The organism is Amycolatopsis sp. NPDC004378, assembly GCF_053602455.1.
Map to the genome: position 1 here is coordinate 1 of NZ_JBSGDR010000037.1, position 26,973 is coordinate 26,973.

The following is a 26,973-nucleotide window of genomic DNA, read 5'->3' on the forward strand; positions in this document are numbered from 1 at the left end:
GCGGGAGGGCCTCGACCTGCCGGAGGTGTCGCTGGTGGCGATCCTCGACGCGGACAAGGAAGGCTTCCTCCGCAGCGGCACCTCGCTGTGACGAGGACGAACTGATGAACAAGATCGGCAAGGGGATCGCCGCGGGTGCGCTCGCGCTTGGCGCGTCGTTCCTGCTGCAGCCCGCCGCGGAAGCGGCTACGTGGCACGACGTCGGCAACTACGGCTCTTCGGCGGAGTGCCAAAGCGCCGCGAACAACTTCTGGAAGGGTTACCGCACCCAGTGCCGCCTTGCCACCGGGGCCGGCACCGACCTGTACGCACTCTACTGACACCAAGCGGCGGTGGCCGACCGGATTCCTCGCAGCGCGGTGACCGGTCGGCCGCGGTCGTCTTCTTCAGCGGCTCGCGAGTCCGCTCGTCGCGGGTTCGCCCACTGGGCCGGGGAGCGGGGCGGAAGACCGTTCTTCCGCGGGGTGGCTCAGTGACGCGACGTGTGTGACCTGCCTGCGTGACACACGCAAGCCGATGGCCTGCTGGATCAACCGTTCGCGCTCGGTGTACCAGCTCGCGCACTGCGCTGCGGCGAACCGCAGTTCGGCGAGCACCTGGCCGCGGAGGACGTCGGCCTCGGTGTGGTCCGCGGTTCGTCGGAGGGAAGGGTTCATCTGCCGAATGATGCACGATCTTTCGTGATGCGTCGTCCTCGCTACGTTCCGCCACCCGAACGGATCAACTATCGGATCGGCAAAACCCGCCCGTGTCGGGGCGAAATGCTCGGCAACCGGCCCGGCGAAAAAGAATTGTGAACTCTCGGTGAACACAGTTATTCGACTGAATGGTTTGCCACAAAAAACGCGGTGAGTATGTCGGTGAGACGCACTTTCTTCCTGCTCGCAGCCACGTCTGTCACGCTTCTCGTGCTGTGTTCCGGCAGCACTTTTCGAGCAGAAGGGAAGTCCATGCGCAAGTTCGTCACTGTGGTCGCACTCTTTCTCGGGGTCTCGCTGTCGCTGGGCGGGGTCTCGTCCGCTGCCGCGGGGGAGGTGCGGACCACTTCGGGGGTGACCGAAGCCGCAACGGCCCGTTCCGCGGAGCTCTTCGCACTGGTGACACCTGGTGAAACCACCCGGACCGCCTCGGCGGCGTCGATCGCCACGAACAACCCGAACAGCTGCCCGGGGCGGGTGGAAAAGGTTCTGCTTACCCTCGGGGCCGCCGCGATCACCCTGGTCCTGGCCACGCACCCAGAGGTCGACGTCTTCGTCGTGGTCGGGTACGCGGTCAGCCGGTCGGCCATGAAGTACGTGGCTTCGGTCCTCGCGGGTGGCGCCGCCGTTTCCGATCTCGCCACCTACGTCTGCAGCGTGCTGCTGAGCAGCGCCTACGGCAATGTGGCCTACATGGACACGAGCGGCGTTTCCTACGCCTGAGATGAAAGCGTGGTGGCCGGATCCCGGGTCCGGCCACCACGGCTCCTCGGCTTTCGCGGGGTGAATGGCCTACTATCGTCGGCATGTCGATTGCCGCCGCATCTCGGAAAGGCCGCCCGCGGAACGGGGACGACCCGGCGCCGGAGGAACTGGTGCTGGCAACCGCGCTGCACCACTTCGCGACCAGAGGATACGACGGGGTGTCCGTGCGCGACCTGAACCGCGCCCTCGGCGTCAGCCACAACCTCCTGCATCAGCGTTTCGGCACGAAGGAGCGGCTCTGGTACGCCTCGGTCGATTGGGGCTTCGGCGGCCTGATCGGTGAGCTGATCCGGGTCGACGAGGAAGGGAATTCCTTCGAGCAGCGGCTTCACGCCATGATCCGCGCCATCACGCTGCACGCCGCCGACCAGCCCGATCTGCTCCGGCTGATCTGCACCGAGTCGGCGCGCGCGGGTGCGCGGCTGGACTACCTGACCGACGTCTACATCCGGCCGATCCACGCCCGGCTCGGCCCGCTTTACACAGATCTCGCCGGGGCTGGCCGGCTGCGGCCGGTGCCGGTCAGCGCCGTCTTCCACCTCATCACCTTCGGCTGCGGGGCACCGTTCAGCAGCAACGCACTCACGATGAACCTGTTCGGCGAAGAGCCGCTCACCCCGGAGGGCCGGGCCGAGCACGCGGACGCCGTGGCGGCGCTGATCGTCGGCGGCCTGCGTCTCCCCGATCCCACCGGGTGATCCCGGCGGCTTCACCCGTGCAGGCTTTCGGAGCTTCCCCGGGGCCGGATCACCCTGCTGGCCTCGACATCGCCGTCGGCGAGCAGTCGTTCCCGAAGGTAAAGCGGCTGGGTCGGGCATTCCACCGGGTAGGCCCATCGTGGGTTCTCGGGCGGCCGCAGGAACTCCGCGGAAACCGGTGCGCGGTGAACCGGGTGTGGACTGCTGTCCTCCTGTTCGGTCGTGGCCGGCCGGGTATCCGCCATGGGCGCGGCGCCGCTGCTGCTGGGTGAAGGGGCTTGGGCCGGCCGGTGAACCTTGGTGTGTCTGCCCCGTGACGAGCGTCCGGCGTAACAGCGGTAGGCGCAGAGCAGGAACGTCGTGCCGAGGAGGCAGAGGGCAAAAGCACTGGGAGCACTGTGGTCCATATAGCTGGTCTCCCGGGTATGAGTGGCCGCGTGGATTCCGGGTCGTACCCGCGACACGGCGTCGTCGTGGTCGCGGGCGGTGCGGCCCGGTAGAAGTTGACAGTTGTCCATTCGGGTTGCTTTCGACCAGCCTTGATCGCTTGATCGAGTGACACGGGTCGCCCGGCCTAAATCGCCCTGTAGCCGCAGTTCGCGTTACCAGGTGCCGGTCCGATGCTTTTCAAATGTTTGGTATTCCTGAATCATTCTTGCGATAAAATTCAAAGTCTGCTTGCGGCGGACTGGCGAACGAGCCCGCGGCCACTTGATCGCCGCTCCACACGTCCTGTCGGCTTTCGGGCTCGTCCGAGAGCGTCGCGAGCGGACCATGCGGCGGCTCGCTCGACGTCGGCCGGTGGTCCGCCCGTCGCCAGGCCGTTGCAGCGCGCCGAAACGGACCACGGCGAAGCGGGCCTTACTCACTCACGGGTGCTGCACGGACAGCGCCGGTATTCGGCGGCGCCGCGGAGAATTCGATCAATCCTCGCTTCATAGAGGCGGGTCGGTTGTAAGCTCGAACCAACACCAGCGGGCCAACTTTTTCTTTGGAAGCAAAAATGACTCCGTTTTTCCCGTCCGGTCGCACAGTGTTGGCCGGGCGGCTGCCCGCACTGCCACTCTTCCGCCATGCCCTTGCGCGAAGAGCGGTTGCGGGCGGAGGTGCTCAGGGCCCGGCTCCGCCACGACCTCGACACCGGCCTGCGCCGCATGACCGGTGAAATCGAGGCCTGTTCGGGTGGTTCCGTTTACTGGCCCGCGGTCCGGTGGCTCGCCGAAACCGGGTGGATCGGCTTCACGATCCCGGCGGTCTACGGTGGCGTCGGCCTCGGACATCTTGAACGGCTCATCTCGATCGAAGAAACGTCGCGCGTCAATGCTGCGGCCGGCAACACCCTGCAGTCCGGCTCGCTCGGCGCGGCCATGATCGTCGACTTCGGCAGCACCGAACAGAAGCTCCGCTGGCTGCCGGACTTCGCGGCAGGGCGCAAACTGATCTCGATCGCCATGACCGAGCCTCAGGCGGGCTCGAACCTGCGGGACATCGAGCTCACCGCCACCCGGGCCGAGGACGGCGCGTGGGAGCTCTCCGGCCGCAAGTGGCTCATCGCGAACGGCGCCATCGCGGACTACCACGGGGTCATCGCCCGCACCGGCCCCGGAACGGACGGCCTGACGGCCTTCGTCGTTTCCGCGGAGCGCGAGGGCGTTCGTCCCGGTGTCCGGCACGACACTTCCGGCCAGCACGGGTTCGGGCTGGCGGAGATCGTCTTCGACCGGGTGCGGGTCCGGGACGGCGACCGGATCGGTGAAGTCGGCCAGGGCCTGGAGATAGCGCACCAGGTCTCCACCGGCTGGGGAAAGCCCAATCTCGCGGCAGTCGCGCTGGGCCTGCACCAGGCGATGCTCGACGAGGCGGTCGAATTCGCCACCGAGCTCCGCGTGGTGCGCGGCAAGCCGCTCGCGGAGCTCGAGTCGGCTCGTGTGAAGATCGGCGCCATCCGGGCCAGGGTGACGATCTGCCGGACCTTGCTGCACGAGGCTGCGGCATGCCTCGACCACGGGCTACCGGCCGACGAGGCGCTGCTACTGGCCAAACTCACCGGTGTCGAGTCCGTGCGCGAATCCGCGGCCGATCTCGTCGACCTCTTCGGCGGCCGTGGCGTCACCGCGCCTTGGCGGCCCGAGCAGTATTGGCGTGATGTCCTCATGGTGCTCGCCCCGGCCGGGACCTCGGACATCCACCGCAAACGGCTCGCGGAGATCGCACTGGGGGACTACCTGCCCAGCGCGGAGGCGCCCACCGAGCCGGCGCCCGCGATTTCCGAGCGGCCCTGAAGTCACGCACTCCGGCAGTTCCCCGAACCGGAAAGAAAGCGAGAAGAAAACGTGCTGCCCTGGGCACAAGAACCTGCGCCGCCGGGACACACCCCGACGGACGCGCTGCGCAAGCTGTTCGTCCGTCAGCCGCTGACACGGTCGTCCTTGGTGGACCGTGAGCGGGTGCAAGGCGTCCTCGACGTCGTGAGCGGGCTGTCGGGCGACTTCCCCTTGCGCGTCCTCACGGGTTCGAAGGCGACGTCGGCGCAGGACTTCCGCGAGCGCTTCACCGAATCCACCGGGCTGTCGTTCTCGCCGCGATCGTTCCGCGGCCACCGGCTCGCCCTGCTGGACGAAGCCGACGCGATGATCGTGGTCCGGACCGGGATCAGTGAATCCGGCGCTTTCGAAATCGCCTACAACGTTTTCGTGCTGGGCTTGCCGATGTTCATCGCCGTGCACAGTTCGGCGCCGATCCAGACGACGTTGTTGCGGGACCTCGACGAAATTTCGCCGACGACGTACGCGTCGTTCGACGAACCGGCCGACCTCAAGGAGCCGTTGACGGCCTTCCTGTCGGGTGTTTCCGTCCGTGAGGCCAGCGCGCCGTGACCACCGCCGGCGGCTTGGAGCCGATTGAGGATGTCTTGTCCATGCGAGCCCACCTGCGCTCCCGGATCCCCGCGGGCGTCGACAGCGCGGACCCACTCGCGTGGGTCGCCAGGACTGCCCTCGACGTCGCGGACATGGCGCTCGAACTGCGCGGCCGGGAGCCGTGGCAGGGGCTGGAGGACGTCAGCCGGCTTCGGGACCTCCTCTACACGGCACGCGCACTGAAAATGGAGATCGCGATGACGATGATCGACGAGTTCGATCTCGTCCGGGAGCGCGACGCCGCCCGCCGTGCCCGTCGCAGAGCTCGGTGAACCGGAAATCCCGGCTCACCGCACCCGGTAGTCCGGGTGCTCCCCCGGGCCCGCCTGATCCGGCGGGCCCGTTCACCGAAAAGGAGAAAATGTGAGTTCGCGGACCCCGTTGCTCGCCGCATTGCGCACCTCGTTCGCCCGCTCCGCGGCCGGTGGCGACGGCTCCCCGGCGTTGTCGCGTCGCACGGTGCTCAAGGCGGCCGGCGCCGCTGCGGTGGCCACCGGCCTCGCGGCCGTCCCGGCCACGCCGGCCCGCGCGGCGGCCGGCCTTCGCGTCGCCGTGGTCGGTGCCGGTCTCGCCGGGCTCTCGGCGGCTGACCGGCTGTGCGCCGCCGGTGCCCAGGTGACGGTCTACGAAGCACAAAGACGAGTCGGCGGCCGGGTCATGTCCGTGCCCGAATTCCTGCCCGGGCAGGCGATCGAGCTCGGCGGTGAGCTGATCGACACCGACCACACCACGATGCGGGGCCTGGCCGAGCGGTTCGGGCTCACGCTCGACGACTACCGGCTCGACACCACGGTCGCGCAGGACACCTACTTCTTCCGGGGCCGGGCCTACGCCGAAGACGAGATTGTCGCGGCCTTCACACCGGTGCGGGACGCCCTAGTCCGCGATCTGGCCGAGCTCGACGACGGGGACATCACCTACCTCACCCCGCGAAACGCGCAGCGGCTCGATGAGCTCAGCATCGACGACTGGCTGAGCTCGCACCGGATCACGGGTGTCATCCGCGACCTGCTCGACGTCGCTTACACCACCGAGTACGGCCTCGAGATCGACCGCCAGTCCGCGTTGAACCTGCTCAGCACCATCGGCACGAAGACGGGGGAGTTCGAGATCTTCGGCGCCAGCGACGAGCGGTTCCACGTCCGCGGCGGGAACCAGCAGATCCCGCAGGCGCTCGCGGATTCCCTTCGCGCGGAGGTCCGGCTCGGCTGGTCCCTGCAGGACGTCCGGCGGACAGCAGCCGGCCGCTACGCCCTCTCGTTCGCCGACGGGGTGACCGGCCGCGACGTGACCGCCGACGCGGTGGTGCTCGCCATACCGCTCACGACTCTCCGGCAGGTTCGGCTGGACATCGGTCTCACGCCGGTCCAGGAGCGGCACATCCGCGAGACCGCCTACGGGACGAACGCGAAGCTGATGATCGGCTACGACGAACGCGTCTGGCGGGAGCGCTACCACACCAACGGCAGCGTCTACAGCGACCTCAGCATGCAGACGCTCTGGGAGACCTCCCGGCTGCTGCCGGGGAAACAGGGCGTCCTGACCAACTTCACGGGCGGCGAGGCCGGTGTCGCCCTCGGCGAGGGCGCTGTAGCCGGGCAGGTGCAGCGCGTCCTGCGGGACGCCGACCAGATCTTCCCCGGAATCGCCGCGACGCAGCGCGGCTTGCCCACCGCTCGGTTTCACTGGCCGAGCTTCCGCTACGCGCTGGGCAGCTATGCCTGCCCGACGCCCGGCTGGTGGACCGCGCTCCGCGGGGCGCTTTCGACGGCCGCCGGCGGCGTGCACTTCGCGGGGGAGCACACGTCGCTCGGCTACGGCGGGTTCATGGAAGGTGCGGCCCGGTCGGGTGTCGACGCCGCGGAAAGCCTGCTGAAGCAGGTGTCCGCCACCGCCGTCCGCTGACCGTCCCCACGAACCACCACGGAGATCCCGAAATGACCGAAACCCCCTACCGGCTCTTCGACGACGAGCTCTACTACGCCGACCCCGATTTCCAGCTCGGCCTCCTGCGGTCGTCCCGTCCGGTCACCCAGGTGTTCCTGCCCGGCGGCGTCGTCGCTTGGCTGGTCACCGGTTACGAGTCGGTTCGTCACGTCCTGGGCAGCGAAGACTTCCTCAAAAGTCTCGACAACTGGCGCGCGTACCAGGAAGGGCACGTGCCCATCACCGCCGAAATCGCGTTGGTGTCCGGCGAGAACATGTTCACCACGGACCCGCCGGAGCACACGCTGCTGCGCCGCACGATGCAAGCTTCTTTCACCAAACGCCAGATCGACCGCCTGCGACCCTTCATCAACGACCTGACGCGCACTCTGGTGGAGCAGGTGTCGCCGGTGTCCGGCCGTACCGTCGACCTCATGCCAGCGCTCTGCGAGCTATTGCCGATCGGGGTGATCTGCCACCTGTTCGGCGTGCCGATGAACGAGCGCCCGCAGCTGCGGTGGTGGGCGCACCACCTGTTCGGCACCGACACCGACGCGGCGGTCAAGGCACACGCCGAGATCGGCTTCTACCTGGAGACCCTGGTCGACCGCAAGGAGAGAGAGGCGTCCGACGACCTGACGACTGCCTTGATCCGCGCTTCCGAGGGGTTCACCACGCTGTCCCGGTCCCAAGTCGCCGACCAGCTGCGGCTGATGCTCGTCGCGGGCCACGAGACCACGGTCAACCTGCTCGCCAACTCGGTGCTCACGCTCGACGCCCATCCCTTCGCCCGCGATCTGCTCGCGGACGATCCGAAGAAGTGGCCGAAGGCGGTCGAGGAACTGCTCAGGTACAACACCAGCATCACGAACTCGTACTTCCGGTTCGCGCGTACCGACACGATTCTCGAAGGTGTCCGGATCCCCGCGGGCGAACCGGTCGTGGTGAGCCACGCCGCGGCGAACCGTGACCCGGCCCGGTGGGAAGAGCCCGACTGCTTCGACATCGAACGTGAGCATCTGCCGCACATCACGTTCGGCTACGGCCTGCATCACTGTCTCGGCGCTTCACTGGCGCGAACCGAGATCCTCGCCGCGCTTTCGATGCTGTACACCCGGTACCCCGGTCTCGAAGTCGTTTCCCCCTCGGGCGGCTTCGAGTGGACGAGGTCGATTTCCAGCCGCGGACCCCGGACCTTGCCGGTCCGGCTCCGGTCGTCCCGGTGACGGCCGGGATCTGAAGGGGTGGTGCCGGTCCGGGCCGGGCCGGCACCACCCCTTCACTGTGATTCTCGTCTGGCCGGCGCCGGCCAGACGAGGGTTCACAGTTCCGGGATGTCGACGACACCGGGGTAGTCCGCGGCGTTCGCCAGCATGTACCCCCAGTGCGCCGGGTTCCACTCGCGCATCTTTTCTGCATAGCGACGACGGTAGACGCGGGCCAGGACTTCCTGGACGGGCGCGACGTCCGTTCGTCCGGCCACGCGGCTCACCCCGTAACGCGAACGCGGCGACGGTCTGAGCGGACGGACGACCAAACCGGGCGAAGGCTTGGCACCGGGCGGGCAAAGGCAGATCGTGTCGCTGATCCGCAGGATTTCGTTCATGTCTTCGAGCGATTCGACGTCGTGGTCGAACCTCGGCAGCCGGCCGCCGAGGTCGAGCAGGATGGCCCGCATCAGGTCCGCCTGGTCCGCGACCGGGGAGATCCACGGAAAATCGAGCGCCTGGGCCAGCTGCACGCCGGGCCCGTTTGCGAGTGGGTGGTGGGCGCGGATGTGGACCCACAACCGTTCCCGCGCGATGTCGACGGTGTCGAGATCGGCTACGGAAAGCGAAGACGTGACGTTTTCGCTGGACCAGGTCGACCACATGAAGAGATCCAGGGTCCCGTCCCGGAGATCGTCCAGGCCACGCTTCGCGTCGACGTAGTAGCGGAACTGCCAGTCGATGCCCGGGCTCGCGTCGACGATTCGCTCGAGCATCGCCCGCGGTGTTTCGCGGTACTGTCCGAGGGTCACTTCGCGGTCGGGCAGGCCCAACTGGGTGACCTGCCGCTTGGCGTCTTCCCAGGTCTGGTTGAGGTTCGCGGCCGCCGACAACAGGATCCGGCCCGCTTCGGTGAGTTCCACCTTGGTCGTCGTCCGGTTGAGCAGCGCGGCTTTTGTTTCGCGTTCAAGCCGCCGGATGCGCTGGGATACCGCGGAAACCGAGACGTGCAGGCGCGTGGCCGCTTTGCTGAACGACAACTCTTCCGCCACGACGTGGAATGTTCGCAGATCTTCCCAGTTCACGGGAGATTTCTACCGCCTCGGACCAGAAGCGGCAAGCGGCCAACGGATGACACTCTTGGTGACGCTCGTTACTTCCATGGTGCAGGAGCTTCGAAAATCATTCACTTGATATAGTGAACTTGAGTCCTGGTGCGGTTATTCTCGGTAGCTTTTCTGTCAAGCGATCAGTGGTGCTACTCCCTGCCCTTGGTTCCTCTCCTTCAAAGTGAAAATCTTTTCAGATTGTTCTCGGGAAACTCCCAGGTTTCTCTCGTTGACTTCCCAGCCGTGCTTGCTTCGATCGAGGTGCGAAATCGACGTCGGAGACGCGGTTCTCCGGTTGGTGTGCCACCATTGGCCCGGGGGGTCGCGAAGGGGATGGACCGATGGCAGAACTGTCGATGGTGAGCGCGGCCGAACCGCTCCCGCCCGTTGAGCCGGCCACGGCGTGCCGGTCGCTCGACCTTCCCGGCGTCGTCGGCTGCGCCCACTCCACCACCCGGTTCGTCCAGGAGATGGCCACCCGGTTCGTCGAGCAGGAGCAGGGGATCCAGCTGATCTTCAGCCACAGCCCGGTGCCGATGGCGCTCGCCGTCGACGACCGGCTGATCGAGGTCAACGTGGCGCTGGCCCGGTTGCTGCGCTTCGGCGTGCTCGAGCTGCAGGCGCGCCGTTGGCAGGACATCACACCGGTCGCCAACCAGGCCGAAGAAATCCCTCTCCTCCAGGACGTTCGTGCCGGTCGCCGCAAGTCCTACACCTTGGAGAAGGTCCTCTTCACCAGGTCGGGCGGCCAGGTGCCCGTCGTGGTGACCGCGGTGGGGGTGCCTCTTCGTCAGGGTGGCTACGCCTGCTTCGCCACGGTTGTCCCGAGCACCTGGCAGCTCCCCGACGAGCGCACGTTCGTCCGGCTCTCCCCGCGCCAGGCGGCCATTCTCGAGCGGGTCGCCGAAGGACACACGGACGCCGCGATCGCGCGCTCACTCGCCGTGAGCAGGCAGGCCGTCGTCCGGCACCTGGGCGTGGTCGGCGACCGGCTCGGCGCGACGGGGCGTGCGGAGATCGTCGCGCGCGCATTCCACCACGACGTGTTCGACATCCGGGTGTGGCCTCCCCGGGTACGTTCGTCGGTCATCACGGGTCGGGACACCTGACTTTCCGGCTGGTGCGGGGACTTCTCGTTCCCTTCCGATTTTTGGTGAAGCGCACATCGGAACACCGTGTCGTGGCTACCCGGTTCGGGTGCTTTTTTCGTTCTCGCGCAAGAGTCCCCACGGTGTTTGTGCCGGGTGCTCACGGCTCGACGTGCGGGAAAAGGCCCTGCTTAACCTGGCGGTGTTCGATTCGAGAACCGTTCCCCGGAGGCGTGGATGAGCTGGACCCGTTGGCGTGCGACGACCCTGACGCTGCTACTCGCGACCGCTTCGGCGTTGTTCGTGCCCGGTGTGGTCGGCCTCGCCCATGCCGATTCGTGTTCCATGACTGCCGGCCAGCAGCTGAACCGCGGGCAAGAGCTGCGGTCCGCGGACCAGCGTTACAAGCTGGTGTTCCAGGGCGACGCCAATCTCGTCGAATACGACACCCAGACCAACGCGGCGCTTTGGGCGAGCAACACGACCTCGACCGGTGCCGACCGTTTCGTGCTGCAGAACGACAGGAACCTCGTGCTCTACGCCGGTTCGACGGCCGTCTGGGCGTCGAACACCTCTTCCGGCGACTGCTTGATCGTCCAGAACGACGGCAACGTCGTGCTCTACCAGGGCGGCAGCTTCCAATGGGCCAACGCGGGCACGGCGCAATACGGTTCCATCGGCCGTAACCGTGGTGACACGGTGGGGTACAACTACGGTGCCGAAGGCCAGTGCACCTGGGGTGCCTTCATCGAATGGCACAACGCGACGGGAGCTTGGCCCTACTTCGCGGGAGCGACTGCCGCGGAGATCGCGACCACGGCGGGTCAGCACGGCTGGACGACCACGGACTACCCGTACGCGAAGTCCATCGTGGTCTTCCAGCCGGGCGTCTACGGCGCCTCGCAGACCACCGGTCACATGGGCTGGGTGCGGACCGTCGAGGACCGCCCGGACGGGCGCTACATCCGGATCGTCGAGATGAACGCGCCCAACCTCAACCAGTGGAGCACGCGGACCGTGCGCTCCGTCTCGGGGATGAAGTACATCCTCGCCACCTGACCGTCCCGGCCGGCCGAGAGCAGCCATTCGTCGCCACTGCCGAAAGAGTCAGTCGATTCATCCGAAGCAATCCCAGCTACCCGCGCATCGTCAAATCTTTGGTCGAGCTCGACGCCGATCAGTCCGGCTTGGCTTGAGTGTCGTTCGGGAAGTTCGCTCACCGCACCCCATCCTTCGGTGAGAAGGCGCCCTGATTCGCGGGCCGTTCGCCAGGGACCTGGCGACGGGTGAGGCGGCACGTCGCTGACGGATGCCGAGCGTTGCGGCGCACCGCGGCCGCGGAGTCCGGACCGACGCGGCGTCGAAGAAGCCGGATTGCGCTCGGCGGTTCGTGCGACCCGCTCTTCCCAGCGTTAGTCCACATACTACTCGGCGAACTCCCAGGTGCATTGCGTTCCTGAGCTTGTACCGTAGAGAGGGGAAGCTAGACAGTCCTTTATGGAGGTTCTGATGTCAGTAAGCAAGATCATCGGCGGCTTCGCGGCGGCAGCCGCGATCGGCGTGGTCGTGGTCGCCGCCGGTCCCACCGCCGGTGCCGCGTCGCAGACCGCGACCGACCAGACCGCCAAGACCTCCTGCTCGGAAAGGCAGAAGCAGGCGAACCTTGTTGTCGTGCAGGCCTGGCAGGACGCCTTGCTCTCCGGCAAGAGCGAGGAAGGCATCAAGAACTACTGGTCCTCCGGCGGCACGGTGAAGGTTCCCTCTTCGCTGCCGTACGGCGGAACCTACACGGTCGACCACCTCGGTGACTACGGCGCCGCCATCTCGGCGGCCTGGGACACGAGCAAGCTCGGTGCGACGACGCTGCACGCGGACTGCGACGTCGTTTACGCCGACGCCCGCTGGAACGTCACGGCGAAGTCGACGGGAACCGCCGTCGACCAGCCACTGACCGAGAAGTTCTCGGTTTCGGGCGGCAAGATCACCGGCGACATCCTCTACTACTTCGACACGGCCGAACTGGTGAAGGCCCTCGGCTGAGCCGGGAACCGTCCCGGCGCCGGTGATCGTTCCGGCGCCGGGCACTCGACCCCGCCTGCTCTGAAGGCGAGCTACACAATAAACCCGCACTGTGCAACGGGGTGCTCTTTATCTTCTCCGGTGTGCGACGCATAGTGGCTGAGAGTTTTTCCCCCTCTCTCCACTTTGCGAGGAATTCATGCGATCTTTGAACTCCGTCGCCCGCCGGTTCGTGCGCGGACTGGCGGTGGTCCTGCCCGCGCTCCTGCTCACCGGGGTGGCGACCGCGAGTGTCGCCGGGGCGGCGACGCCGGACTGGCCGGTGCTGTCTTCGGGCTCGAGCGGGGCCAACGTTTCGGCTGTCCAGTTCCTGCTGCGCTACCGGGGTTACACCGTGACCGCGGACGGCTCGTTCGGCAGCCAGACGAAGTCGTCCGTGCAGTCGTTCCAAGCGGCGCAGAACATCTCGGGCGATGGCGTCGTGGGTTCGGTGACGTGGGAGCGGCTGGTCCCGACGCTGAACAGCGGGGACGGCAACGACGCCGTACGAGCGGCTCAAACTCTGCTCAACAAGTCCGGCTACGGCCTCACCGTCGACGGGTCCTTCGGGGCCAAGACCGTCGATGCGATCAACGCCTTCAAGTCCGCGCACGGCCTCACGGGCGGTTCACAGATCGGCACGACCACCTGGCAGTGGCTCGCCGGCTCGTCCGCGCAGGGTGCGTCCGGCGGCTATGCGCTCGTCCTCGACCGCGGCGTCCTGCCGCGCTCGGAATACGACGACCCGCACCACGACTACCCGGCGATCGACCTGCCGACTTCCACCGGTGAACGCACGTACGCGATCACCGCGGGCACGGTCAAGTACGTCGGTGACTCGTGCGGGCTCGGTATCGGAATCAACGCCGACGACGGCGCCTACTACCAGTACTGCCACCTGAGCTCCCGGTCCGTTTCGTCGGGGGCCAGGGTCAGCGCGGGGAACCTCGTCGGCTACACCGGGGCGACCGGTCACGTCACCGGCCCGCACCTGCACTTCGAGGTCCGCGTCTACGGTGCCAACCGCTGTCCCCAGGCGATGCTCCTCGCGCTCTACGACGGTACTTCGGTGCCCGCGCCGAGCAGTCTGGCAAGCAGTGGCTGCACGTACTGAACCCGTGATGGGCCCAGCGGAGACCGGCGACGAGGCCGGTCCAGTCCGGAAGGTGAGGAAACACATGACAGTGCGGGGCAGGACGCGAGTGGCCAGAGGCACGGCGGTCGTCGCCGCCGCGATCGCGGCGGCGTTGACCACGGTGTCGCCGGCGAACGCGGCGCAGGTCGACTACGTGGCGCTGGGAGACTCCTACGCGTCGGGTACCGGAACCGGCTCCTACGATCTTTCGAGCACTTGCCAGCGGTCTTCGTCCGCGGCAACGGCCTTGTGGGCGGCAGGCAACACGAGTTCGTTCACCTTCGCCGCGTGCGGCGGCGCGACGACCTCGTCGGTCGAACGCGACCAGCTCGGTGGGCTGTCCCCGAACACCGACGTCGTCACGATCACGGTCGGCGGAAACGACGCGGGATTCATCTCCGTTGTCCTCTCGTGCCGGCTCGGGACGGACGACTTGTGCTTCGGCGCGGTCGACAAGGCCGTCAGCTACGCCGAGACCGAGCTGTCGGCGAAGCTCGAGGGGACCTACAAGAAGATCAAGGCCAAAGCGCCCAACGCGAAGCTGGTCGTCGTCGGCTACCCGCGGCTCTACGAAACCACGAACTGCGGGTTCGGTGCGGTGAGCGTGGAGCGGCGTGAGCACATCAACAGGGGGGCGGACGTGATCGCCCGGGTCACCGCGGCCGCGGCTGCGGCCCAGGGGGCACGCTACGTGGATGTGCGCGACCGGTTCGCCGGGCACGCCGTCTGCGCGTCCCAGCCCTGGCTCAACGGGCCTTCCTTGCCGCTCAGCGACTCCTACCACCCGAGCAAGACCGGTTACCGGGACGGGTACCTCCCGGCGCTGCGCGCCGTGCTCTGACCCCGGCGAACGGCAAAAGGCGCTCCGTCCCGACTCTCCGGGGCGGAGCACCTTTGCGGTTCATTCGTCTCCGGCGGTTCCAGGCAGGACCGAGATCAGGGCCATGCTGCCGTAGTGCGCCTTCCGGTGGCTCAACGCGGCAGGCATGCGCCGGGCGAGCCGCCGGAAGCGGCTGAGGTGCTCCAGACACCGGTACCGGCTGCTGAAGACCGCGCCGGACGTCGCCACGGTGCCCTCGCCCTCGCCGGGCAGCACCCACCACCACCCGTCGGCGTAGGGGACCACGCGCGACCGGTGCATCTTGGCCATGCTCCAGCGGAAGTGGCGCTCGCACTCGGCGTGGTCGACGAAGCTGACCTGGGACCGGGCCAGCATGTCACCAGAGCCGGCGGCCAGGACCCAGTCGGTGCGCCCGTTGCGTTCGATGATCTTGAGCTGCAGGTGTTCGGCCTGGCTGACGTCGCTGTGGAGAGGCTTCATGAACCGCCGGAGCGAAGAATTCTGGTTCACCACGAGCCTCGTCTCATTGCTCGGGAATTCCGGCGTGACAGGAGCGTCATCGGCCTGTTCGACGGTATCTGTTCCCGTTCCGGACATGTTTCGTCCCCGAACGATACCTCGTTCGGGGACGAAACGCAGCTGTCCGAAAGAATCAGCCCTGAGAACCGCTTTCTTCGAGGTAGTCGTCGTAGTAGATTTCGTACGCCACGTAACGGGCCGGACCGGCGGTGTAGGTGCCGTCACCGGCGCCGTCCTTGGCGGTCGCGGCCTTCGCCGAGTCACCGGACTTGGTGACGACCTTGACGTGGTTGCCGCAGCCGGCGACCGTGATCGTCGTGGTGTAGGCCGTCGAGCTGTTCACCTGGCTGCTCGACTGGGCAGTGGCCCAGTCACAGTCCTGGGTGGTCGCAGGCTCGGCCGCGGCCGCGCTGCCGGCGAAGGCGGCGAGGCCGACGATCGCCCCCGCGCCGATGCCGATGAGGTTGAGACGCATCGCTGGTTCTCCTAGTTTTGTGCTTTCAGTGAGCTTTTCGGCGATCGGCGCAGGTCAGATGCACTGACCGTAGACGCTCGCCGCCCAGGTGACCGTCACCTTGACGGACCCCGAGTTGTCCGGGCCGGCCTTGTAGCGGACCGGCCCGGTGTAGGTGGGGGCGTAACCTGCCTCCTGCTTCCATGACGCCCAGCCTCGGGAAAGGCACTCTTCGTTGGCGTTGGCGTTGGCCTGGTCGACGGCCTGCCTCTTGCCCTGCTCGTCGGCCTGCCGGTCAGCCTCGTAGATGGACTGGGCCGAGCTGTCCTTCGCATAGAAATACACGTAAGCCGACGACCCGGACTTCCAGGAGTACGGGCCGGGGTCCGCGTGGGCGACCCCGCCCATCAGCAGCAGGGAGGCGCCCCCCGCCATCGCGGCGGCGACAGGCAGGGTAAGTTTGAGGTTCTTCGGCATCCCGTTCACATTCCTTGTCGAGGGGTTTTCAGTGACCCGGTCGGAGTGACTGCAGGTGGGAGGCTATCCGTCGTTCACCCCGGAAACGTCATTCTCACACAGATGCGGACGGTTTCGTTTCATTGTCAATAACTTATTGACGAGCATTTTGTTTTGACGGCGCGGACGGTACGGATCCGCTCTGAAATCGAGTTTCGTGTGGTGGGGACGCCTGGCGCGTGAAGAGTTCGGCATACCTTGTCGTTGCTCGTGGTGTCAAGTCGGTAATTCCGGTCACTTGCTCGGGAAGACGGCTCCTACCGGTTCTTTGAAGTGGAACTTCACAGTAATGCGCGGTTTGTGAACGAACTGACTCCTACCCAACGTGTGAATTTCCATCCAGAATCAGGAGGTAATTCCGCCGGAAGGACGAACGAAGGTCCTTCGTCGATCGGTTGGCTGGGGGCCAGACAGTCCCATCCGGTGGTGGGTCCCGGACGTTGGGTGGAGTGGGTCATGGGTTTCAAGGTCAAAACGGCCACGGCCGTACTTTCGGCGGTTGCGGCGCTCGGTGTGCTCTCGGGACAGCCCGCGTGGGCCGCCGGCGAGGCAAACGGCAGCTACGTGAAGCTGGACAACTGGGCCGGCTACGCGGCAGCGGGGGTCTCGGGGGCGTTCACCTCAGTTTCGGCCTCGTGGACGCAGCCGGCCGTCTCCTGCACGAACGACTACCGGTCCTCGTCGTTCTGGGTGGGAATCGACGGCTACGCCAACAGTCACCTGCAGCAGACCGGTTCGAAGGCTCGTTGCCGCGACGGGGTCGCCGAGTACTACGCCTGGTACGAGGTGCTGCCCGCGTCCGAGTCCCGGTGGGACGTGGCCGTCGAACCCGGTGACCACCTGCACGCCGAAGTGGGCAAGAACGCGGCCGGGGAGTGGGTGATGACGCTGTCGGACAGCACGCGTGGCTGGTCGCGCACCCAGGTCGACAAGGCCGTCCACCCCGGCGCTTCTGCCGAGGTCGTCGCCGAAGCACCGGCGAACGGCGGTGGCATCGTCCCGCTCGCGGACTTCGGATCGGTCACCTTCACCGACGTCACCGTCAACGGGGTGCCCGCGCAGTCGCGCACCGACCTCGACTCCCTGGCCATGGTCAACAGTGTCACGGGAGTGACGAAGGCGCGCACGAGCGAATTGGTGGACAACGCCTTCACGGTCACCTGGCGCCGGCCGAGTTGATCTTGAGCGCCCTCTTCCGGGCAAGTTGTCAAGTGACAACACCGGCTCGGGTTGACGGTGCCGGTTGATTGTTAAATTCAGGTTGTCGATCCGGTGCGGGGCCTCGACGAGCTCCGTCGTGGCCGTTCCGGCGACCGCCCTGCCGATTTTTGGATCCGCTCGCAGCAGCCGAACCGGCTGCCGCGACCCGTCATGGGTGAACGTGGTTCATGCCCAAGGAGGAAAGCGATGAACTGGGACGAGCTGGAAGCCTTCCGCGTGGTCGCCGAAGAGCTCTCGTTCACCCGTGCTGCTCGACGGCTCGAGGTCTCCGTCACCGTCGTTTCCCAGCGCGTGGCGCGGATGGAACGCGCCATCGGCGTGCGCTTGTTCGAACGAACCACCCGTTCGGTCAACCTCACCGGTCAGGGGCAGGTGATGCTGCAGGGCGCCAACCGCATCTTCTCGCAGTGGAAAGACACCAAGAGCGCGCTCGACACCGGGGGCGTCCTCGGCGCGCCGAGGACGTTGCGGGTCGCCGCCAGCGAGCCCTACGGTGCGGACGGGCTGTCGGCCGTCACCAAGCTGGCGCCGAACGTCCAGGTCCACGGATCGATCGGGGACCCGGCCCTGACCTTGCGCCAGCTCGATCGCGGCGAGCTCGACCTGGTGCTCGCACACCAGTTCCCCGGACAGCAACTGCACACGCCGGTCCAGGCGCACATGCGCAGCGTCGTCCGTGAACCGGTTTCCGTGCTCTGCAGTGTGCGGCACGAGCTGGCGTCCGCGCCGTCCGTGCGGCTCGAAGACCTCACCAAGGCCAAGTGGCTGATCAACCAGGCCGACACGATCTCGTCATCGTGGGAACGTGCCGTGCTCGAGCGCGCCGGCGCGCTCGACATCATGCCGTCGACGTTGCTCGCCGGTCTGCACATGGTGGTGAACGGGGATCGGATCGCCCTCTCCAGTCCACTGTCTACATTGTCGGCGCAGGAGTCCCTGGTGGCCGTGCGCCTGGAGTCGCCGCGCATCGCCGCGCACCTGTTCATGGCGTGGAACCCGATGACGGTCGATATCGCCACGGCCGAGAGCGTGCACTCGATCGCCTGCGACAGCTACGCCTCGCGGGCCCGGCTCGTCCGGCCCTACTGGCGGATCATCAGCAGCTACCCCGACCTGTTCCCGGGAGTCGCTTCCCCGATGTCCTGACCCGGCAGCATCGTATTCGTCGCAGGGTGAGGCAAGGGAAAGGGTGGGACAGTCCTCGGCGGACTGTCCCACCCTTGATCGTATCGGGGTCAGGTACCCGAACCCTGCGGCATCTGGTCGACCGGAACGCCGCAGTCCTTGAGCGCCTGCTTGGACTTCTCGTCCATCTGGGGCATCGCCCCGCTCGGGAGGTTGCCCGGAACCCCGGTTGGCGTCGCGGTGCGCGACGGCATGCTCGGCATCCCACTGGGAACTGCGCCACCCGACGGCATCTCGATCCCCTTGTCCTTCAGGCACTTTTCGATCGCCGCGGGGTCGTTCGAGGACTGCTGCGGTGCGGTTGACGACGGAGTCGTCGACGTCGACGTGTCCTCGCCGCAGGCCGTGAGCAACAGTGCGAGCCCGCCCGCGATCGCGGCGATCCTGCTCGTGGCCTTCACAGATGGCATTCGCGTCCCCTTCTTTCGTGGTCTGTTGTGCTGTGCCCACAAAGAGTGGAGGACGGTGCTGGGCCACGTCTGAGGATAACCTGGGCAAACGCTGGGAGACCGGCCGTCGGTAGCGGGAGCCGGCAACACCCGATGCGATGCGCTTGGCGTCTGTGTTCTCGACGAGCGCGGCTGCTGCTTCGTCACTTACCAATGATCTTCGCGGTGCGGGTGACGAGGTTGTCGTCGTCCTGCATGTCTTCGTGCTCTCCGGCCGTGTTGCCCCGACCGGCGATCGGACGTGCTCGTTGCCTGGACCGAAATACCCTACTGCGCCTGGTTTCCGGCCAAGGCGCCGTCGGCCTGCGCCTTCCAGGCGAAGGCGGTGACGTGGGAGCACACCTGCGCCGCGGAGGATGTTTTCATCGGCTTTCGAGAGCTCGCTCGGGAAGGCCGCGGCGCTCGCCGCGGCCGGTGAAGCGAAGCTCGAGACGTACTCCGCCACGTCGACCGCGGCGAAGTACGTTCCCGATTTTCCAGGATTTTTTGTTTTTCCTGCTTGCTGAGTGATCGTTTCGACGGCGACGGCTTTGGGTGCCATGCGCATTATCAAGGTCAAGGATGCGAATAGTCATGACTTGAACTTCTTCGTCCAGAGTCCGCGGACTTCTGCTGATGGGAAACGAGGGTGCTGTGGCGCCGCGCGGGGATGGTCGGATCCTCGGGGGCGCCGTCGCGGCGCCACAGCCTCCACCGCAGGGGTCATGTCGCCACCGTGGCGGGGGGAAGCACGGTCTGGCGACGTGGCTGATCCTGCGATGGAAATCGGACGTCGGGGACTCCTCGGCGGTGCTTTGTACCCGACGCCACTCCGAACGTTAGCCGAAAGCGAGCCGTCAAGCGCGTTTCGAGTGTTGTCAGTTGACAATATGAAAAATATGTACCGTCATTGTTCTTTTCCCAGAAAAAGAACACCATGATCGACCGGCACGGAATCAACCTTTCTGGTTACTCTTTCACCAGGGAGGGTGACAGCCACCGTGGCGCCGCCACCGAGAGTGTCGCGAATCGTCACGGTGCCTCCGTGGGCGGCGACGATCGCGGCGACGATCGCCATCCCCAGGCCCGCACCGCCGGTGCTCGGCGACCGGTGCCCCGCGTTGCGGTGGAAGCGGTCGAACACCCGTTGCTTGAGGTTGTCGGGGATGCCGCCGCCGTGGTCGACGACCTCGACGCACACCGACGAGTACGGGTTGTCGTGCCGGAGCAGGATTTCTATCGGAGTCGCCGCCGGCGTGTGGACACAGGCGTTGCGCACGATGTTGGTCACGACCTGCCTGAGGCGGTCGGTGTCCCCGCGGACGACGAGGTGAGCCGGGCCGTAGACGAAGATGGGCCGGTCGGGAGCGGCCGCCGTCGCGTCGGTCGCCACCTCCCGGCAGACGCGGACCAGGTCGACGTCGGCCGTCTGCAACGGCCGGTTTTCGTCCAGCCGGGCCAGGAGCAGCAGGTCTTCGACCATCCTGGTCATGCGGGAAGACTCCTCGTGTATCCGGCGCATGATCACGGCCAGGTCCTGCGGGTCGGCCGCCGCGCCGCGGTGGAACATTTCGGCGTAGCCCGAGATGGACGTAAGTGGCGTCCGGAGCTCGTGGCTGGCGTCGGCGACGAAGTTCCGCAGCCGTTCCTCGGACACCGCGCGCTGTGCGAACGCCTCTTCGATCCGGGCGAGCATGACGTTGAGGGCCCCGCCGAGCTGCCCGACCTCCGTCCGCTCATCGGCCCGGTCGACGCGCCGGGTGAGATCGCCGGCGGCGATCGCCGCCGAGGTCCTGGCCATGCGTTCCAGTGGCCGCAGCCCCTGCCGGACGACGACCAGGGTCAGCCCGCCCAAGAGGATCAGGATCACCCCCGACACGACGGTCTCGAGCACGAGCAGCCGGCCGAGCGTGGCTTGCAGGTCGGCCAGGGAAACCGCAACCACGAGGGTCTGTTCGCCGCTGATCGCCGTGCCGTAGGTGCGGAACTCCTGACCGGCCGCGTTGGTCACGGTTCTGGCGGGAAGATCGCCGGTGAAGCCGGTCAGGTCGGGTGCCTGTGCTTCGGTGGCCTCGGTGGACCAGGAAGCGCGCACGACCCGGCCGCGTGCGTCGACCACCGCGGTGTAGACGCTGGGCTGGCTGCTCAGCCCGGCGCCGGGCATGGCAGGCGGGAGCTGCCCACCGGTGAGCTGGGCGATCGCGGCGGTCCGCAGCGCGGTGGACTGCTCGTCCAGCCGGTCGATCAGGAAGCCTCGCATGGCGCGGTAGGTGATCGTCGCGGCCGCGATCATGCCCACGGCGGAAAGAACGAGGAGGACGACGGTCAGCCGGCGGCGCAGGGACATCGGACGGCGGGCTCTTTTCACGGCCGACCGTCCGAACGGGACTCCCGCAGGACGTAGCCGACGCCACGGACGGTGTGGACCAGCCTGCTCCCGTGTTCCTCGAGCTTCCGCCGGAGGTAGGAGACGTAGGTTTCGAGGATGCGCGCGTCGCCGTTGAAGTCGTAGGTCCACACGTGGTCCAGCAGCTGGGCGCGGGTGAGTACCACGGTCGCGTTGAGCATCAGGTAGTGCAGGAGCCGGAACTCGGTCACCGTGAGCTCGATGTGCCGGCCCGCCCGGCGCACGTCGCGGGTCTTCTCGTCCAGTTCGAGGTCGTCGAAGCGCAGGGGGCCGGTCTGCTGCTCGGTCATTCCCGACCGGCGCAGCACGGCCTTGAGCCGGGCGACCAGCTCGCCGACGCTGAAGGGCTTGGTCAGGTAGTCGTCGCCGCCGATGGTGAGGCCGTGGATCTTGTCCTGTTCGGCGTCGCGAGCGGTGAGGAACAGGATCGGGATGTCCGACCGGCGGGCCCGCAGGCGCGAGGCGAGTGTGAAGCCGTCGGTGTCGGGCAGCATCACGTCGAGGATGGCCAGGTCCGCGTGCTCGGCCTCGGCCGCTTGCAGCGCCTCGGCGCCCGTGTGCGCGGTCGTGACGTCGAACCCTTCGTAGCGCAGGGCCATGGACACCAATTCGGTGATCGCGTGCTCGTCGTCGACGACGAGCACCTTGGCCTGCGCGGCTCCACCAGTCTTCATGACCGGATTGTGAGCCGCGATCCTGGGAGTTTCCTGGGTGCCGCCTGGGATTCACCCGCAGGAACCGGACTCTTCTCGCGAACCGTACAATCGGGGGAGCGGGGGCAGGTGGCGCGGCGGCCACCTGCCCCTCCGGCTTATCCGGTGGGAGCCAGATCGTAGACTTCCTGACCCTCGGTGAGCTTGCTGTCGACGAGCTTCCCGTGGCTCTTGACCCACTGCGTGAGCTCGGTGTTGCCGAGCATCGCCGAACTGCCGCCCAGGTCGGGCAGCGCGGTTCCCAGCGTCTTTTCCAGCTGCCCGATCAGCTGCTGGGCCTCGTCACTGGTGACGAAGTAGCGGAGCTGGCCGGTGCGTACGTACTCCTCGAGCTGGCTCACGGTCGGGTAGGGATCCGACCGGAGAAACCCACCGGTCCCCAGCACCGGCTCGCCGAGTTCGAGCTGGTAGACCGAAGACCTGACGGTGGACACCGTTGCCGCTGCCCAGCGTTCGGCTCCCTTGTGCTGCTTCAGGAAGCTGACCAGCTGGGGGTCGGCCTGCTCGGTCATCCCGCCGGACATGGACATCGACGGAGCCGGCCCGGAAGGAAGCCCTTCGATGCCTCCCGGCCGGCCGCTTTGCAGTTCCTGCTGGGATTTCGGCCCGGCCGCGAAATCGGGACTCAGCTGTGCGTGCCCGGCCGTGACCAGACTGTAGGAGGCCGGTCCGGCGAGCACCGCCGCGAGCCCCAGGGCCGTGCCCAGTTTCGCGGCGTTACCGGATTCGAAGAACAGCGCGACGGCCGCCACCACCCCCGCGCCGAGGATCGCGAACTTCAGCCACGGCTGGAACTCCGGCGTCCGGTGCAGCAGGGCGTAGGCCAGCACCGCCGTGCCGAGCACCGTGACGGCGGCCGTGAGCCGCACCCACAGGCTGGCCCGGTTCCGCCAGGCTTCGACCGCGCCGGCACCGGTCAGGACGGCGATCGCCGGGGCCAGCACGACGGGGTAGTAGCGGTGGATCGTCCCCGACATGAAGCTGAACACCACCGCGTAGGCGAGGATCCACAGCCCGGCCGTGATCGCGAGTGCCCGGGTCGCGTCCGTGCGCGGGGCGCGCCACCGCAGCAGGAGCAGCAGGAAGGCCGCGACCAGAGCCAGGGGCAGCAGCCACGCGATCTGGCCGCCGAACTGCTCGTTGAACATCCGGCCGATCCCGGTTCCGCCGCCGAAGCTCATGCCGCCCGCGGTGGGCGGCTGCATCCCGCCGGGCAGCTCCATCCCGCTCGGCGGCCCGGGCATTCCCGCGCTGCCGCCGCCCGGCTGCTCGGCGCCGGTGAGCCGGCCGAGGCCGTTGTAGCCGAAGATCAGGTCCAGCACCGAGTTGTCCGACGAGCCCCCGATGTACGGGCGCGAACCGGCGGGCCACAGCTCGGCGAGCGCAACCCACCAGCCGGCGCTGACCAGCAGCGCGCCCGCGCCGGCGGCCAGACCAGCCAGCCGGCGCCCGAGACCGGTGTCCGCGGCGATCAGCCAGCCTGCGGCCAGCGGCAGCAGCACCACGACGGCGAGCAGTGACTTCGCGAGGAAAGCGAGTCCGACCAGGGCGCCGGTCCAAGCCATCCACTTCAGCCTGCCGGTGCGGACCGCCGTGAGCAGAGTCGCGGCGGACGCGACGAGCAGGAGGGTGAGGATCGCGTCCGGGTTGTTGTTGCGGAAGATCGACACGACGACCGGGGTCAGCGCCATGACCACCCCGGCCAGCAGCCCGGCTGCCGGGCCCGATACGCCCCGCGCGATCCGGTAAACCAGGTAGACCGCGGCCACGCCGGCCAGCACCTGCGGGATGATCATCGTGATCTGGGAGAAACCGAAGACCCGGCAGAACAGCGCCATCACCCACGTCGACAGCGGGGGTTTGTCGACGGTGATGCCGTTGCCCCAGTCGACGGCACCGAAGAGAAAGGCCTTCCAGTCCTTGGTGGCCGCCTGCACAGCGGCCGCGTAATAGGTGTTGGACCAGCCCTGGACTCCCAGCCGCCAGAAGTACAGACCGGCCGTGGCGGCCAGCAGGATGGCGGTGGTCACGCGTTCTAGCGGATAAGCCGTGCTTCGCGGCGGCGCTTCCGGCGTGATCTGACTGACGCTCAAAGTCGTTCTACTTTCCCTGGTGGTGGCGAGCCGGGTTGAACACCCAGCTCCGGAACAGCACGAAACGCAGCAAGGTCGCCAGTGCGTTGGCCACGCACAAGACCACCAGTTCCGTCAGCGTGCCCAGCCCGGGGTACGCGGCGTGCAGCACCGCGAGCGCCCCGGTGGTCAGCAAGAGCCCGAGCCCGAAGACGACCAGCCCTTCCAGCTGGGCCCTGGTCCGCCCGCCGCGGCCACGGACGCCGAAGGTCAGGAACCGGTTCGCCGCGGTGTTGGCGACCGCGCAGACCAGCAGGGACAGCGCGTTGGCCCCGAAAGTCCCAACGACGGGCCTGAGCAGCCAGTAGAGCAGCAAGTAGGCCAAAGTGGACACTATGCCGATGCCGGCGAAGCTCAGCAGCTGCCGTCCCATTCCCGCCGGTACGCCGGGTGTCTGGTCCGCGAGTGCCGCGCGCAGGCCGGTCGGCAGCTTTGCCCGCATGGTCGCCGAAGCGAGGCTGCGGCTGAGCCGCGCGACGCCCTTGAGGTCGGCGACCGCGGTCGAGACGATGTCCACCCGCGAGTCCGGGTCGTCGACCCAGTCGACGGGCACTTCGTGGATCCGGAGACCGGAACGTTCGGCGAGCACCAGCAGTTCGGTGTCGAAGAACCAGCCGGTGTCCTCGACCAGCGGGAGCAACCCTTGTGCGACTTCGGAGCGGATGGCCTTGAAACCGCACTGCGCGTCGGAGAACCGGGCGCGCAGCGTGCTCTTGAGGATCAGGTTGTAGCAGCGGGAGATGAACTCCCGCTTGGGACCGCGCACGACCCGCGCGCCGCGGGCCAGTCGGGAGCCGATCGCGACGTCGGAATGCCCGGTGACCAGGGGGGCGACCAGGGGGAGCAGCCCGGCTAGGTCGGTGGACAGGTCGACGTCCATGTAGGCCAGCACCTGCGCGTCGCTGGCCGACCACACGGCGCGCAGCGCGCGCCCTCGGCCCTTGGCCTCCAGGCGGACCGCGGTGACCTCGGGCAGGTCTTCGGCGAGCGCGCGGGCCAGGTTCCAGGTGCTGTCGGTGCTCGCGTTGTCGGCGATGGTAATCCGGAACGAGAACGGGAACCCGGCGTCCAGGTAGTCGTAGAGCCGGCGAACGCTCGGCACGAGGTCGTGTTCTTCGTTGTAGACCGGCACGACCACGTCGACGACCGGCGGGGTGTCGCGAACTTCCCGCGACACCACCTGGGCGATTTCTCCGGATGGTTCGGCCGACTCCGTCACCAGCGCTCCGTTGACGGGAGCTTGCCGCATCGGGGGAATCCGTTCGCTGTAGTTCGTCATGACCTCAGCCTGGGCGGTGATCGTGGGACCTCCCTGGGCTGTGCCTGGGAGATCACTGAGTGCCGCGATCAGTGCTTGTCCGGCCGGGATCCGGCCGCTGCCGGGTCCAGCTCGAGGTCCCGCATGAGGACCGCGCCACCGACCGCGAGCACCGCGACGGCGGCCGCGATGACGAACGCACCGCGCAACCCCGATGCCAGCGCTTCGCGCGCCGCGCCGATCGCGACGTCGACGGTTTCGCGCGGGTACCCGGATGCGGTGATCCGCCCGAGCGCGTCGGCGTTCGAGACGACGTCGGGGTCGGCGAGGGTCGCCGCCAGCTCCCGCGGTGTCGAACCGGCCGGGCGGTAGGCCGAGGAGTAGCCCCTCGCGACCGCGCTCGCGAGCACGGCGGTGCCGATCGTCGAGCCGAGGGTGCGCAGGAACTGCGTCGCCGACGATGCCGAACCCAGCAGGTCCGGCGAAACCGCGGCCTGAACGCCGGTCGTGCCCGCCGTCATCAGCAGTCCCATGCCCACGCCGAGGAAGACGAGGAAGCAACCCGCGGTCAGCTGCGAGCTGTGCGCGTCGAGCGTGGCGAGCAGGGTGGTGCCACCCACGGTCAGCCCGGCCCCGGCGAGGATGAACGGCCGTACCCGGCCCCACTTGGCGAGCAGGGAGCCGGCGAGGATCCCGCTGGCGGTCATCGTGAGCACCAGCGGCAGCAGCACGGTGCCGGAGCCGGTCGCGGTCGACCCGAGCACGCCCTGCACGAACAGCGGGGTGTAGATGATGGCGCCGAACATGGCGAAGCCGAGCGCCGTCACCGCCAGCAGGATGCCGGCGACGGTCCGGTCCAGGAACAGCGCACCGGGCAGGATCGGGTCGGCCGCGCGGCGCTCCGCGACGACGAAGGCGGCGAAGAACACCGCGGCGGCGCCAAAAGCGCAAAGAACGCGTGCGGAGGTCCACCCGTCGCCGTCGCCGACCCAGGTCAGGCCGAGCAGCACTCCGACCGCGAGACCGGAGATCGTGACGGCGCCCGCCCAGTCGATCGGCTTCCGGTCTTCGGCCGGGGTTCCTGCCGCGATCCCGGCGAGGCCGATCGGCAGCAGCACCAGTGCTACCGCGCCGACCGGCAGGTTGACGTAGAACACCCAGCGCCAGCTGAAATGATCCGTGATCAGCCCGCCGATCCACGGCCCGACGACGCTGGCCAGCGAGAACATCCCGCCGAAGACACCCTGGGCGCGGGCTCGGCGGGCCGGGTCCGGGTAGATGTCGGCGATCAGGGCGAACAGCGTCGCCAGGACGATGCCTCCGCCCAGGCCCTGTACCCCGCGGAAGAGGATCAATGACGTCATGCCGCCGGACAGCCCACCGGCCCAGCTGCCGGCCAGGAAGATCCCGACGCCCGCCATGGTCAACCTGCTGCGGCCGAACCGGTCGCCCAGCTTGCCGAACACCGGGATGGCGACCATCTCGGCGAGCAGGTAGGCCGTCGTGACCCAGCCGTAGAGCTCGAAGCCGTGCAGTTCGGAGATCACCTGCGGCATGGCGGTGCCGACGACGGTCTGGTCCAGCGCGACGAGCAGCAACACGGCAGCGAGTGCCGCCACCGCCCAGCCGGTCCGGGACCGCCGGGTTTGGCCCGCGGTCGTCTCGGATGCCGTCATTGATTCCTCCGGGTGTTCGG

General features: G+C 67.6%; 26 protein-coding genes. 15 read left to right on the forward strand and 11 right to left on the reverse strand.

All coding sequences use genetic code 11. The features are described from left to right. Positions 1–104 precede the first annotated feature (104 nt). Positions 105–320 (forward strand): hypothetical protein, encoded by a 216-nt coding sequence (locus tag ACWEN0_RS47070; protein WP_451988206.1) that lies wholly within the window; start codon positions 105–107, stop codon positions 318–320. A gap of 66 nt (positions 321–386) precedes the next feature. On the opposite strand, the gene ACWEN0_RS47075 is transcribed toward ACWEN0_RS47070, so the two are convergent. Then, entirely contained in the window at positions 387–656 is a 270-nt protein-coding gene (locus tag ACWEN0_RS47075) for a hypothetical protein (protein WP_451988208.1), read from the reverse strand. Between the two features lie 294 nt (positions 657–950). Here ACWEN0_RS47075 and ACWEN0_RS47080 point away from each other — a divergent pair, with 294 nt between their 5' ends. The 7 genes from ACWEN0_RS47080 (at position 951) to ACWEN0_RS47110 (ending at position 8,231) form a co-directional block, all read left to right on the forward strand. Then, complete coding sequence (locus tag ACWEN0_RS47080) at positions 951–1,421, forward strand: hypothetical protein (RefSeq protein ID WP_451988210.1); 471 nt, start codon at positions 951–953, stop codon at positions 1,419–1,421. An 83-nt stretch (positions 1,422–1,504) separates the two neighbouring features. Next, positions 1,505–2,161: a TetR/AcrR family transcriptional regulator gene (locus ACWEN0_RS47085; protein ID WP_451988212.1), complete on the forward strand. Its 657-nt coding sequence runs from the start codon at positions 1,505–1,507 to the stop codon at positions 2,159–2,161. A gap of 1,073 nt (positions 2,162–3,234) precedes the next feature. Beyond that, entirely contained in the window at positions 3,235–4,443 is a 1,209-nt protein-coding gene (locus ACWEN0_RS47090; protein WP_451988214.1) for an acyl-CoA dehydrogenase family protein, read from the forward strand. Between the two features lie 150 nt (positions 4,444–4,593). After that, a complete protein-coding gene (locus ACWEN0_RS47095) occupies positions 4,594–5,037 on the forward strand; it encodes a hypothetical protein (RefSeq protein ID WP_451988216.1) in 444 nt (147 codons plus the stop codon). Between the two features lie 41 nt (positions 5,038–5,078). Continuing rightward, positions 5,079–5,351 carry a hypothetical protein gene (locus ACWEN0_RS47100; protein WP_451988218.1) on the forward strand — a complete coding sequence of 91 codons (273 nt, stop codon included), beginning with the start codon at positions 5,079–5,081 and terminating at the stop codon, positions 5,349–5,351. Positions 5,352–5,442: 91 nt separating this feature from the next. Further along, positions 5,443–6,984, forward strand: coding sequence for a flavin monoamine oxidase family protein (locus ACWEN0_RS47105; RefSeq protein WP_451988220.1), 1,542 nt, complete (start codon positions 5,443–5,445; stop codon positions 6,982–6,984). Between the two features lie 32 nt (positions 6,985–7,016). Continuing rightward, a complete protein-coding gene (locus ACWEN0_RS47110; protein WP_451988222.1) occupies positions 7,017–8,231 on the forward strand; it encodes a cytochrome P450 family protein in 1,215 nt (404 codons plus the stop codon). A 95-nt stretch (positions 8,232–8,326) separates the two neighbouring features. Here the strand turns inward: ACWEN0_RS47110 and ACWEN0_RS47115 are convergent, their stop codons facing one another. Then, on the reverse strand, positions 8,327–9,298 hold the full coding sequence (locus ACWEN0_RS47115; RefSeq protein WP_451988224.1) for a LysR family transcriptional regulator: 972 nt from the start codon (positions 9,296–9,298) through the stop codon (positions 8,327–8,329). A gap of 365 nt (positions 9,299–9,663) precedes the next feature. Between ACWEN0_RS47115 and ACWEN0_RS47120 the strand changes: the two genes are divergently transcribed. The 5 genes from ACWEN0_RS47120 (at position 9,664) to ACWEN0_RS47140 (ending at position 14,444) form a co-directional block, all read left to right on the forward strand. Next, entirely contained in the window at positions 9,664–10,431 is a 768-nt protein-coding gene (locus ACWEN0_RS47120; protein WP_451988226.1) for a helix-turn-helix transcriptional regulator, read from the forward strand. Between the two features lie 216 nt (positions 10,432–10,647). Continuing rightward, entirely contained in the window at positions 10,648–11,469 is an 822-nt protein-coding gene (locus ACWEN0_RS47125) for a CHAP domain-containing protein (protein ID WP_451988228.1), read from the forward strand. A gap of 450 nt (positions 11,470–11,919) precedes the next feature. Beyond that, positions 11,920–12,450 (forward strand): nuclear transport factor 2 family protein, encoded by a 531-nt coding sequence (locus ACWEN0_RS47130; RefSeq protein ID WP_451988230.1) that lies wholly within the window; start codon positions 11,920–11,922, stop codon positions 12,448–12,450. 178 nt (positions 12,451–12,628) lie between these two features. Further along, positions 12,629–13,582, forward strand: coding sequence for a peptidoglycan-binding protein (locus ACWEN0_RS47135; RefSeq protein ID WP_451988232.1), 954 nt, complete (start codon positions 12,629–12,631; stop codon positions 13,580–13,582). An 88-nt stretch (positions 13,583–13,670) separates the two neighbouring features. Beyond that, on the forward strand, positions 13,671–14,444 hold the full coding sequence (locus ACWEN0_RS47140) for an SGNH/GDSL hydrolase family protein (protein ID WP_451988234.1): 774 nt from the start codon (positions 13,671–13,673) through the stop codon (positions 14,442–14,444). Between the two features lie 60 nt (positions 14,445–14,504). Here the strand turns inward: ACWEN0_RS47140 and ACWEN0_RS47145 are convergent, their stop codons facing one another. The 3 genes from ACWEN0_RS47145 to ACWEN0_RS47155 all read right to left on the reverse strand — a co-directional run bounded on the left by ACWEN0_RS47145 (position 14,505) and on the right by ACWEN0_RS47155 (position 15,894). Beyond that, positions 14,505–14,924 (reverse strand): hypothetical protein, encoded by a 420-nt coding sequence (locus ACWEN0_RS47145; protein ID WP_451988236.1) that lies wholly within the window; start codon positions 14,922–14,924, stop codon positions 14,505–14,507. A gap of 172 nt (positions 14,925–15,096) precedes the next feature. Further along, complete coding sequence (locus ACWEN0_RS47150) at positions 15,097–15,438, reverse strand: hypothetical protein (protein WP_451988238.1); 342 nt, start codon at positions 15,436–15,438, stop codon at positions 15,097–15,099. Between the two features lie 54 nt (positions 15,439–15,492). Then, positions 15,493–15,894 carry a hypothetical protein gene (locus tag ACWEN0_RS47155; RefSeq protein WP_451988240.1) on the reverse strand — a complete coding sequence of 134 codons (402 nt, stop codon included), beginning with the start codon at positions 15,892–15,894 and terminating at the stop codon, positions 15,493–15,495. Positions 15,895–16,389: 495 nt separating this feature from the next. Here ACWEN0_RS47155 and ACWEN0_RS47160 point away from each other — a divergent pair, with 495 nt between their 5' ends. Both ACWEN0_RS47160 and ACWEN0_RS47165 read left to right on the forward strand, forming a co-directional pair. Next, the gene (locus tag ACWEN0_RS47160) at positions 16,390–17,112 is read left to right on the forward strand and encodes a G1 family glutamic endopeptidase (RefSeq protein WP_451988242.1); all 723 of its coding nucleotides are present in this window, start codon (positions 16,390–16,392) and stop codon (positions 17,110–17,112) included. A 228-nt stretch (positions 17,113–17,340) separates the two neighbouring features. Beyond that, positions 17,341–18,300, forward strand: a complete 960-nt coding sequence (locus ACWEN0_RS47165; RefSeq protein ID WP_451988244.1) for a LysR family transcriptional regulator — start codon at positions 17,341–17,343, stop codon at positions 18,298–18,300. Between the two features lie 89 nt (positions 18,301–18,389). Here ACWEN0_RS47165 and ACWEN0_RS47170 read toward each other — a convergent pair whose 3' ends face one another. From ACWEN0_RS47170 to ACWEN0_RS47195, 6 genes are all read right to left on the reverse strand, one after another. Further along, a complete protein-coding gene (locus tag ACWEN0_RS47170) occupies positions 18,390–18,749 on the reverse strand; it encodes a hypothetical protein (RefSeq protein ID WP_451988246.1) in 360 nt (119 codons plus the stop codon). 925 nt (positions 18,750–19,674) lie between these two features. Beyond that, positions 19,675–21,114 (reverse strand): sensor histidine kinase, encoded by a 1,440-nt coding sequence (locus ACWEN0_RS47175; RefSeq protein ID WP_451988248.1) that lies wholly within the window; start codon positions 21,112–21,114, stop codon positions 19,675–19,677. Between the two features lie 17 nt (positions 21,115–21,131). After that, positions 21,132–21,848 carry a response regulator transcription factor gene (locus tag ACWEN0_RS47180; protein ID WP_451988250.1) on the reverse strand — a complete coding sequence of 239 codons (717 nt, stop codon included), beginning with the start codon at positions 21,846–21,848 and terminating at the stop codon, positions 21,132–21,134. Between the two features lie 137 nt (positions 21,849–21,985). Then, complete coding sequence (locus ACWEN0_RS47185; RefSeq protein ID WP_451988252.1) at positions 21,986–23,917, reverse strand: ArnT family glycosyltransferase; 1,932 nt, start codon at positions 23,915–23,917, stop codon at positions 21,986–21,988. 70 nt (positions 23,918–23,987) lie between these two features. Then, positions 23,988–25,298 carry a glycosyltransferase gene (locus tag ACWEN0_RS47190; RefSeq protein ID WP_451988254.1) on the reverse strand — a complete coding sequence of 437 codons (1,311 nt, stop codon included), beginning with the start codon at positions 25,296–25,298 and terminating at the stop codon, positions 23,988–23,990. Between the two features lie 68 nt (positions 25,299–25,366). Continuing rightward, positions 25,367–26,953 (reverse strand): MDR family MFS transporter, encoded by a 1,587-nt coding sequence (locus tag ACWEN0_RS47195; protein WP_451988256.1) that lies wholly within the window; start codon positions 26,951–26,953, stop codon positions 25,367–25,369. Positions 26,954–26,973 lie beyond the last annotated feature (20 nt).

Bases quoted from the DNA above. Each gene is read 5' to 3' on its own strand.
- ACWEN0_RS47070 (WP_451988206.1), top strand. From the start codon at position 105: ATGAACAAGATCGGCAAGGGGATCGCCGCGGGTGCGCTCGCGCTTGGC.
- ACWEN0_RS47075 (WP_451988208.1), bottom strand. From the start codon at position 656: ATGAACCCTTCCCTCCGACGAACCGCGGACCACACCGAGGCCGACGTC.
- ACWEN0_RS47080 (WP_451988210.1), top strand. From the start codon at position 951: ATGCGCAAGTTCGTCACTGTGGTCGCACTCTTTCTCGGGGTCTCGCTG.
- ACWEN0_RS47085 (WP_451988212.1), top strand. From the start codon at position 1,505: ATGTCGATTGCCGCCGCATCTCGGAAAGGCCGCCCGCGGAACGGGGAC.
- ACWEN0_RS47090 (WP_451988214.1), top strand. From the start codon at position 3,235: ATGCCCTTGCGCGAAGAGCGGTTGCGGGCGGAGGTGCTCAGGGCCCGG.
- ACWEN0_RS47100 (WP_451988218.1), top strand. From the start codon at position 5,079: ATGCGAGCCCACCTGCGCTCCCGGATCCCCGCGGGCGTCGACAGCGCG.
- ACWEN0_RS47110 (WP_451988222.1), top strand. From the start codon at position 7,017: ATGACCGAAACCCCCTACCGGCTCTTCGACGACGAGCTCTACTACGCC.
- ACWEN0_RS47120 (WP_451988226.1), top strand. From the start codon at position 9,664: ATGGCAGAACTGTCGATGGTGAGCGCGGCCGAACCGCTCCCGCCCGTT.
- ACWEN0_RS47125 (WP_451988228.1), top strand. From the start codon at position 10,648: ATGAGCTGGACCCGTTGGCGTGCGACGACCCTGACGCTGCTACTCGCG.
- ACWEN0_RS47130 (WP_451988230.1), top strand. From the start codon at position 11,920: ATGTCAGTAAGCAAGATCATCGGCGGCTTCGCGGCGGCAGCCGCGATC.
- ACWEN0_RS47135 (WP_451988232.1), top strand. From the start codon at position 12,629: ATGCGATCTTTGAACTCCGTCGCCCGCCGGTTCGTGCGCGGACTGGCG.
- ACWEN0_RS47145 (WP_451988236.1), bottom strand. From the start codon at position 14,924: ATGAAGCCTCTCCACAGCGACGTCAGCCAGGCCGAACACCTGCAGCTC.
- ACWEN0_RS47150 (WP_451988238.1), bottom strand. From the start codon at position 15,438: ATGCGTCTCAACCTCATCGGCATCGGCGCGGGGGCGATCGTCGGCCTC.
- ACWEN0_RS47155 (WP_451988240.1), bottom strand. From the start codon at position 15,894: ATGCCGAAGAACCTCAAACTTACCCTGCCTGTCGCCGCCGCGATGGCG.
- ACWEN0_RS47160 (WP_451988242.1), top strand. From the start codon at position 16,390: ATGGGTTTCAAGGTCAAAACGGCCACGGCCGTACTTTCGGCGGTTGCG.
- ACWEN0_RS47165 (WP_451988244.1), top strand. From the start codon at position 17,341: ATGAACTGGGACGAGCTGGAAGCCTTCCGCGTGGTCGCCGAAGAGCTC.
- ACWEN0_RS47170 (WP_451988246.1), bottom strand. From the start codon at position 18,749: ATGCCATCTGTGAAGGCCACGAGCAGGATCGCCGCGATCGCGGGCGGG.
- ACWEN0_RS47175 (WP_451988248.1), bottom strand. From the start codon at position 21,114: ATGTCCCTGCGCCGCCGGCTGACCGTCGTCCTCCTCGTTCTTTCCGCC.
- ACWEN0_RS47180 (WP_451988250.1), bottom strand. From the start codon at position 21,848: ATGAAGACTGGTGGAGCCGCGCAGGCCAAGGTGCTCGTCGTCGACGAC.
- ACWEN0_RS47190 (WP_451988254.1), bottom strand. From the start codon at position 25,298: ATGACGAACTACAGCGAACGGATTCCCCCGATGCGGCAAGCTCCCGTC.
- ACWEN0_RS47195 (WP_451988256.1), bottom strand. From the start codon at position 26,953: ATGACGGCATCCGAGACGACCGCGGGCCAAACCCGGCGGTCCCGGACC.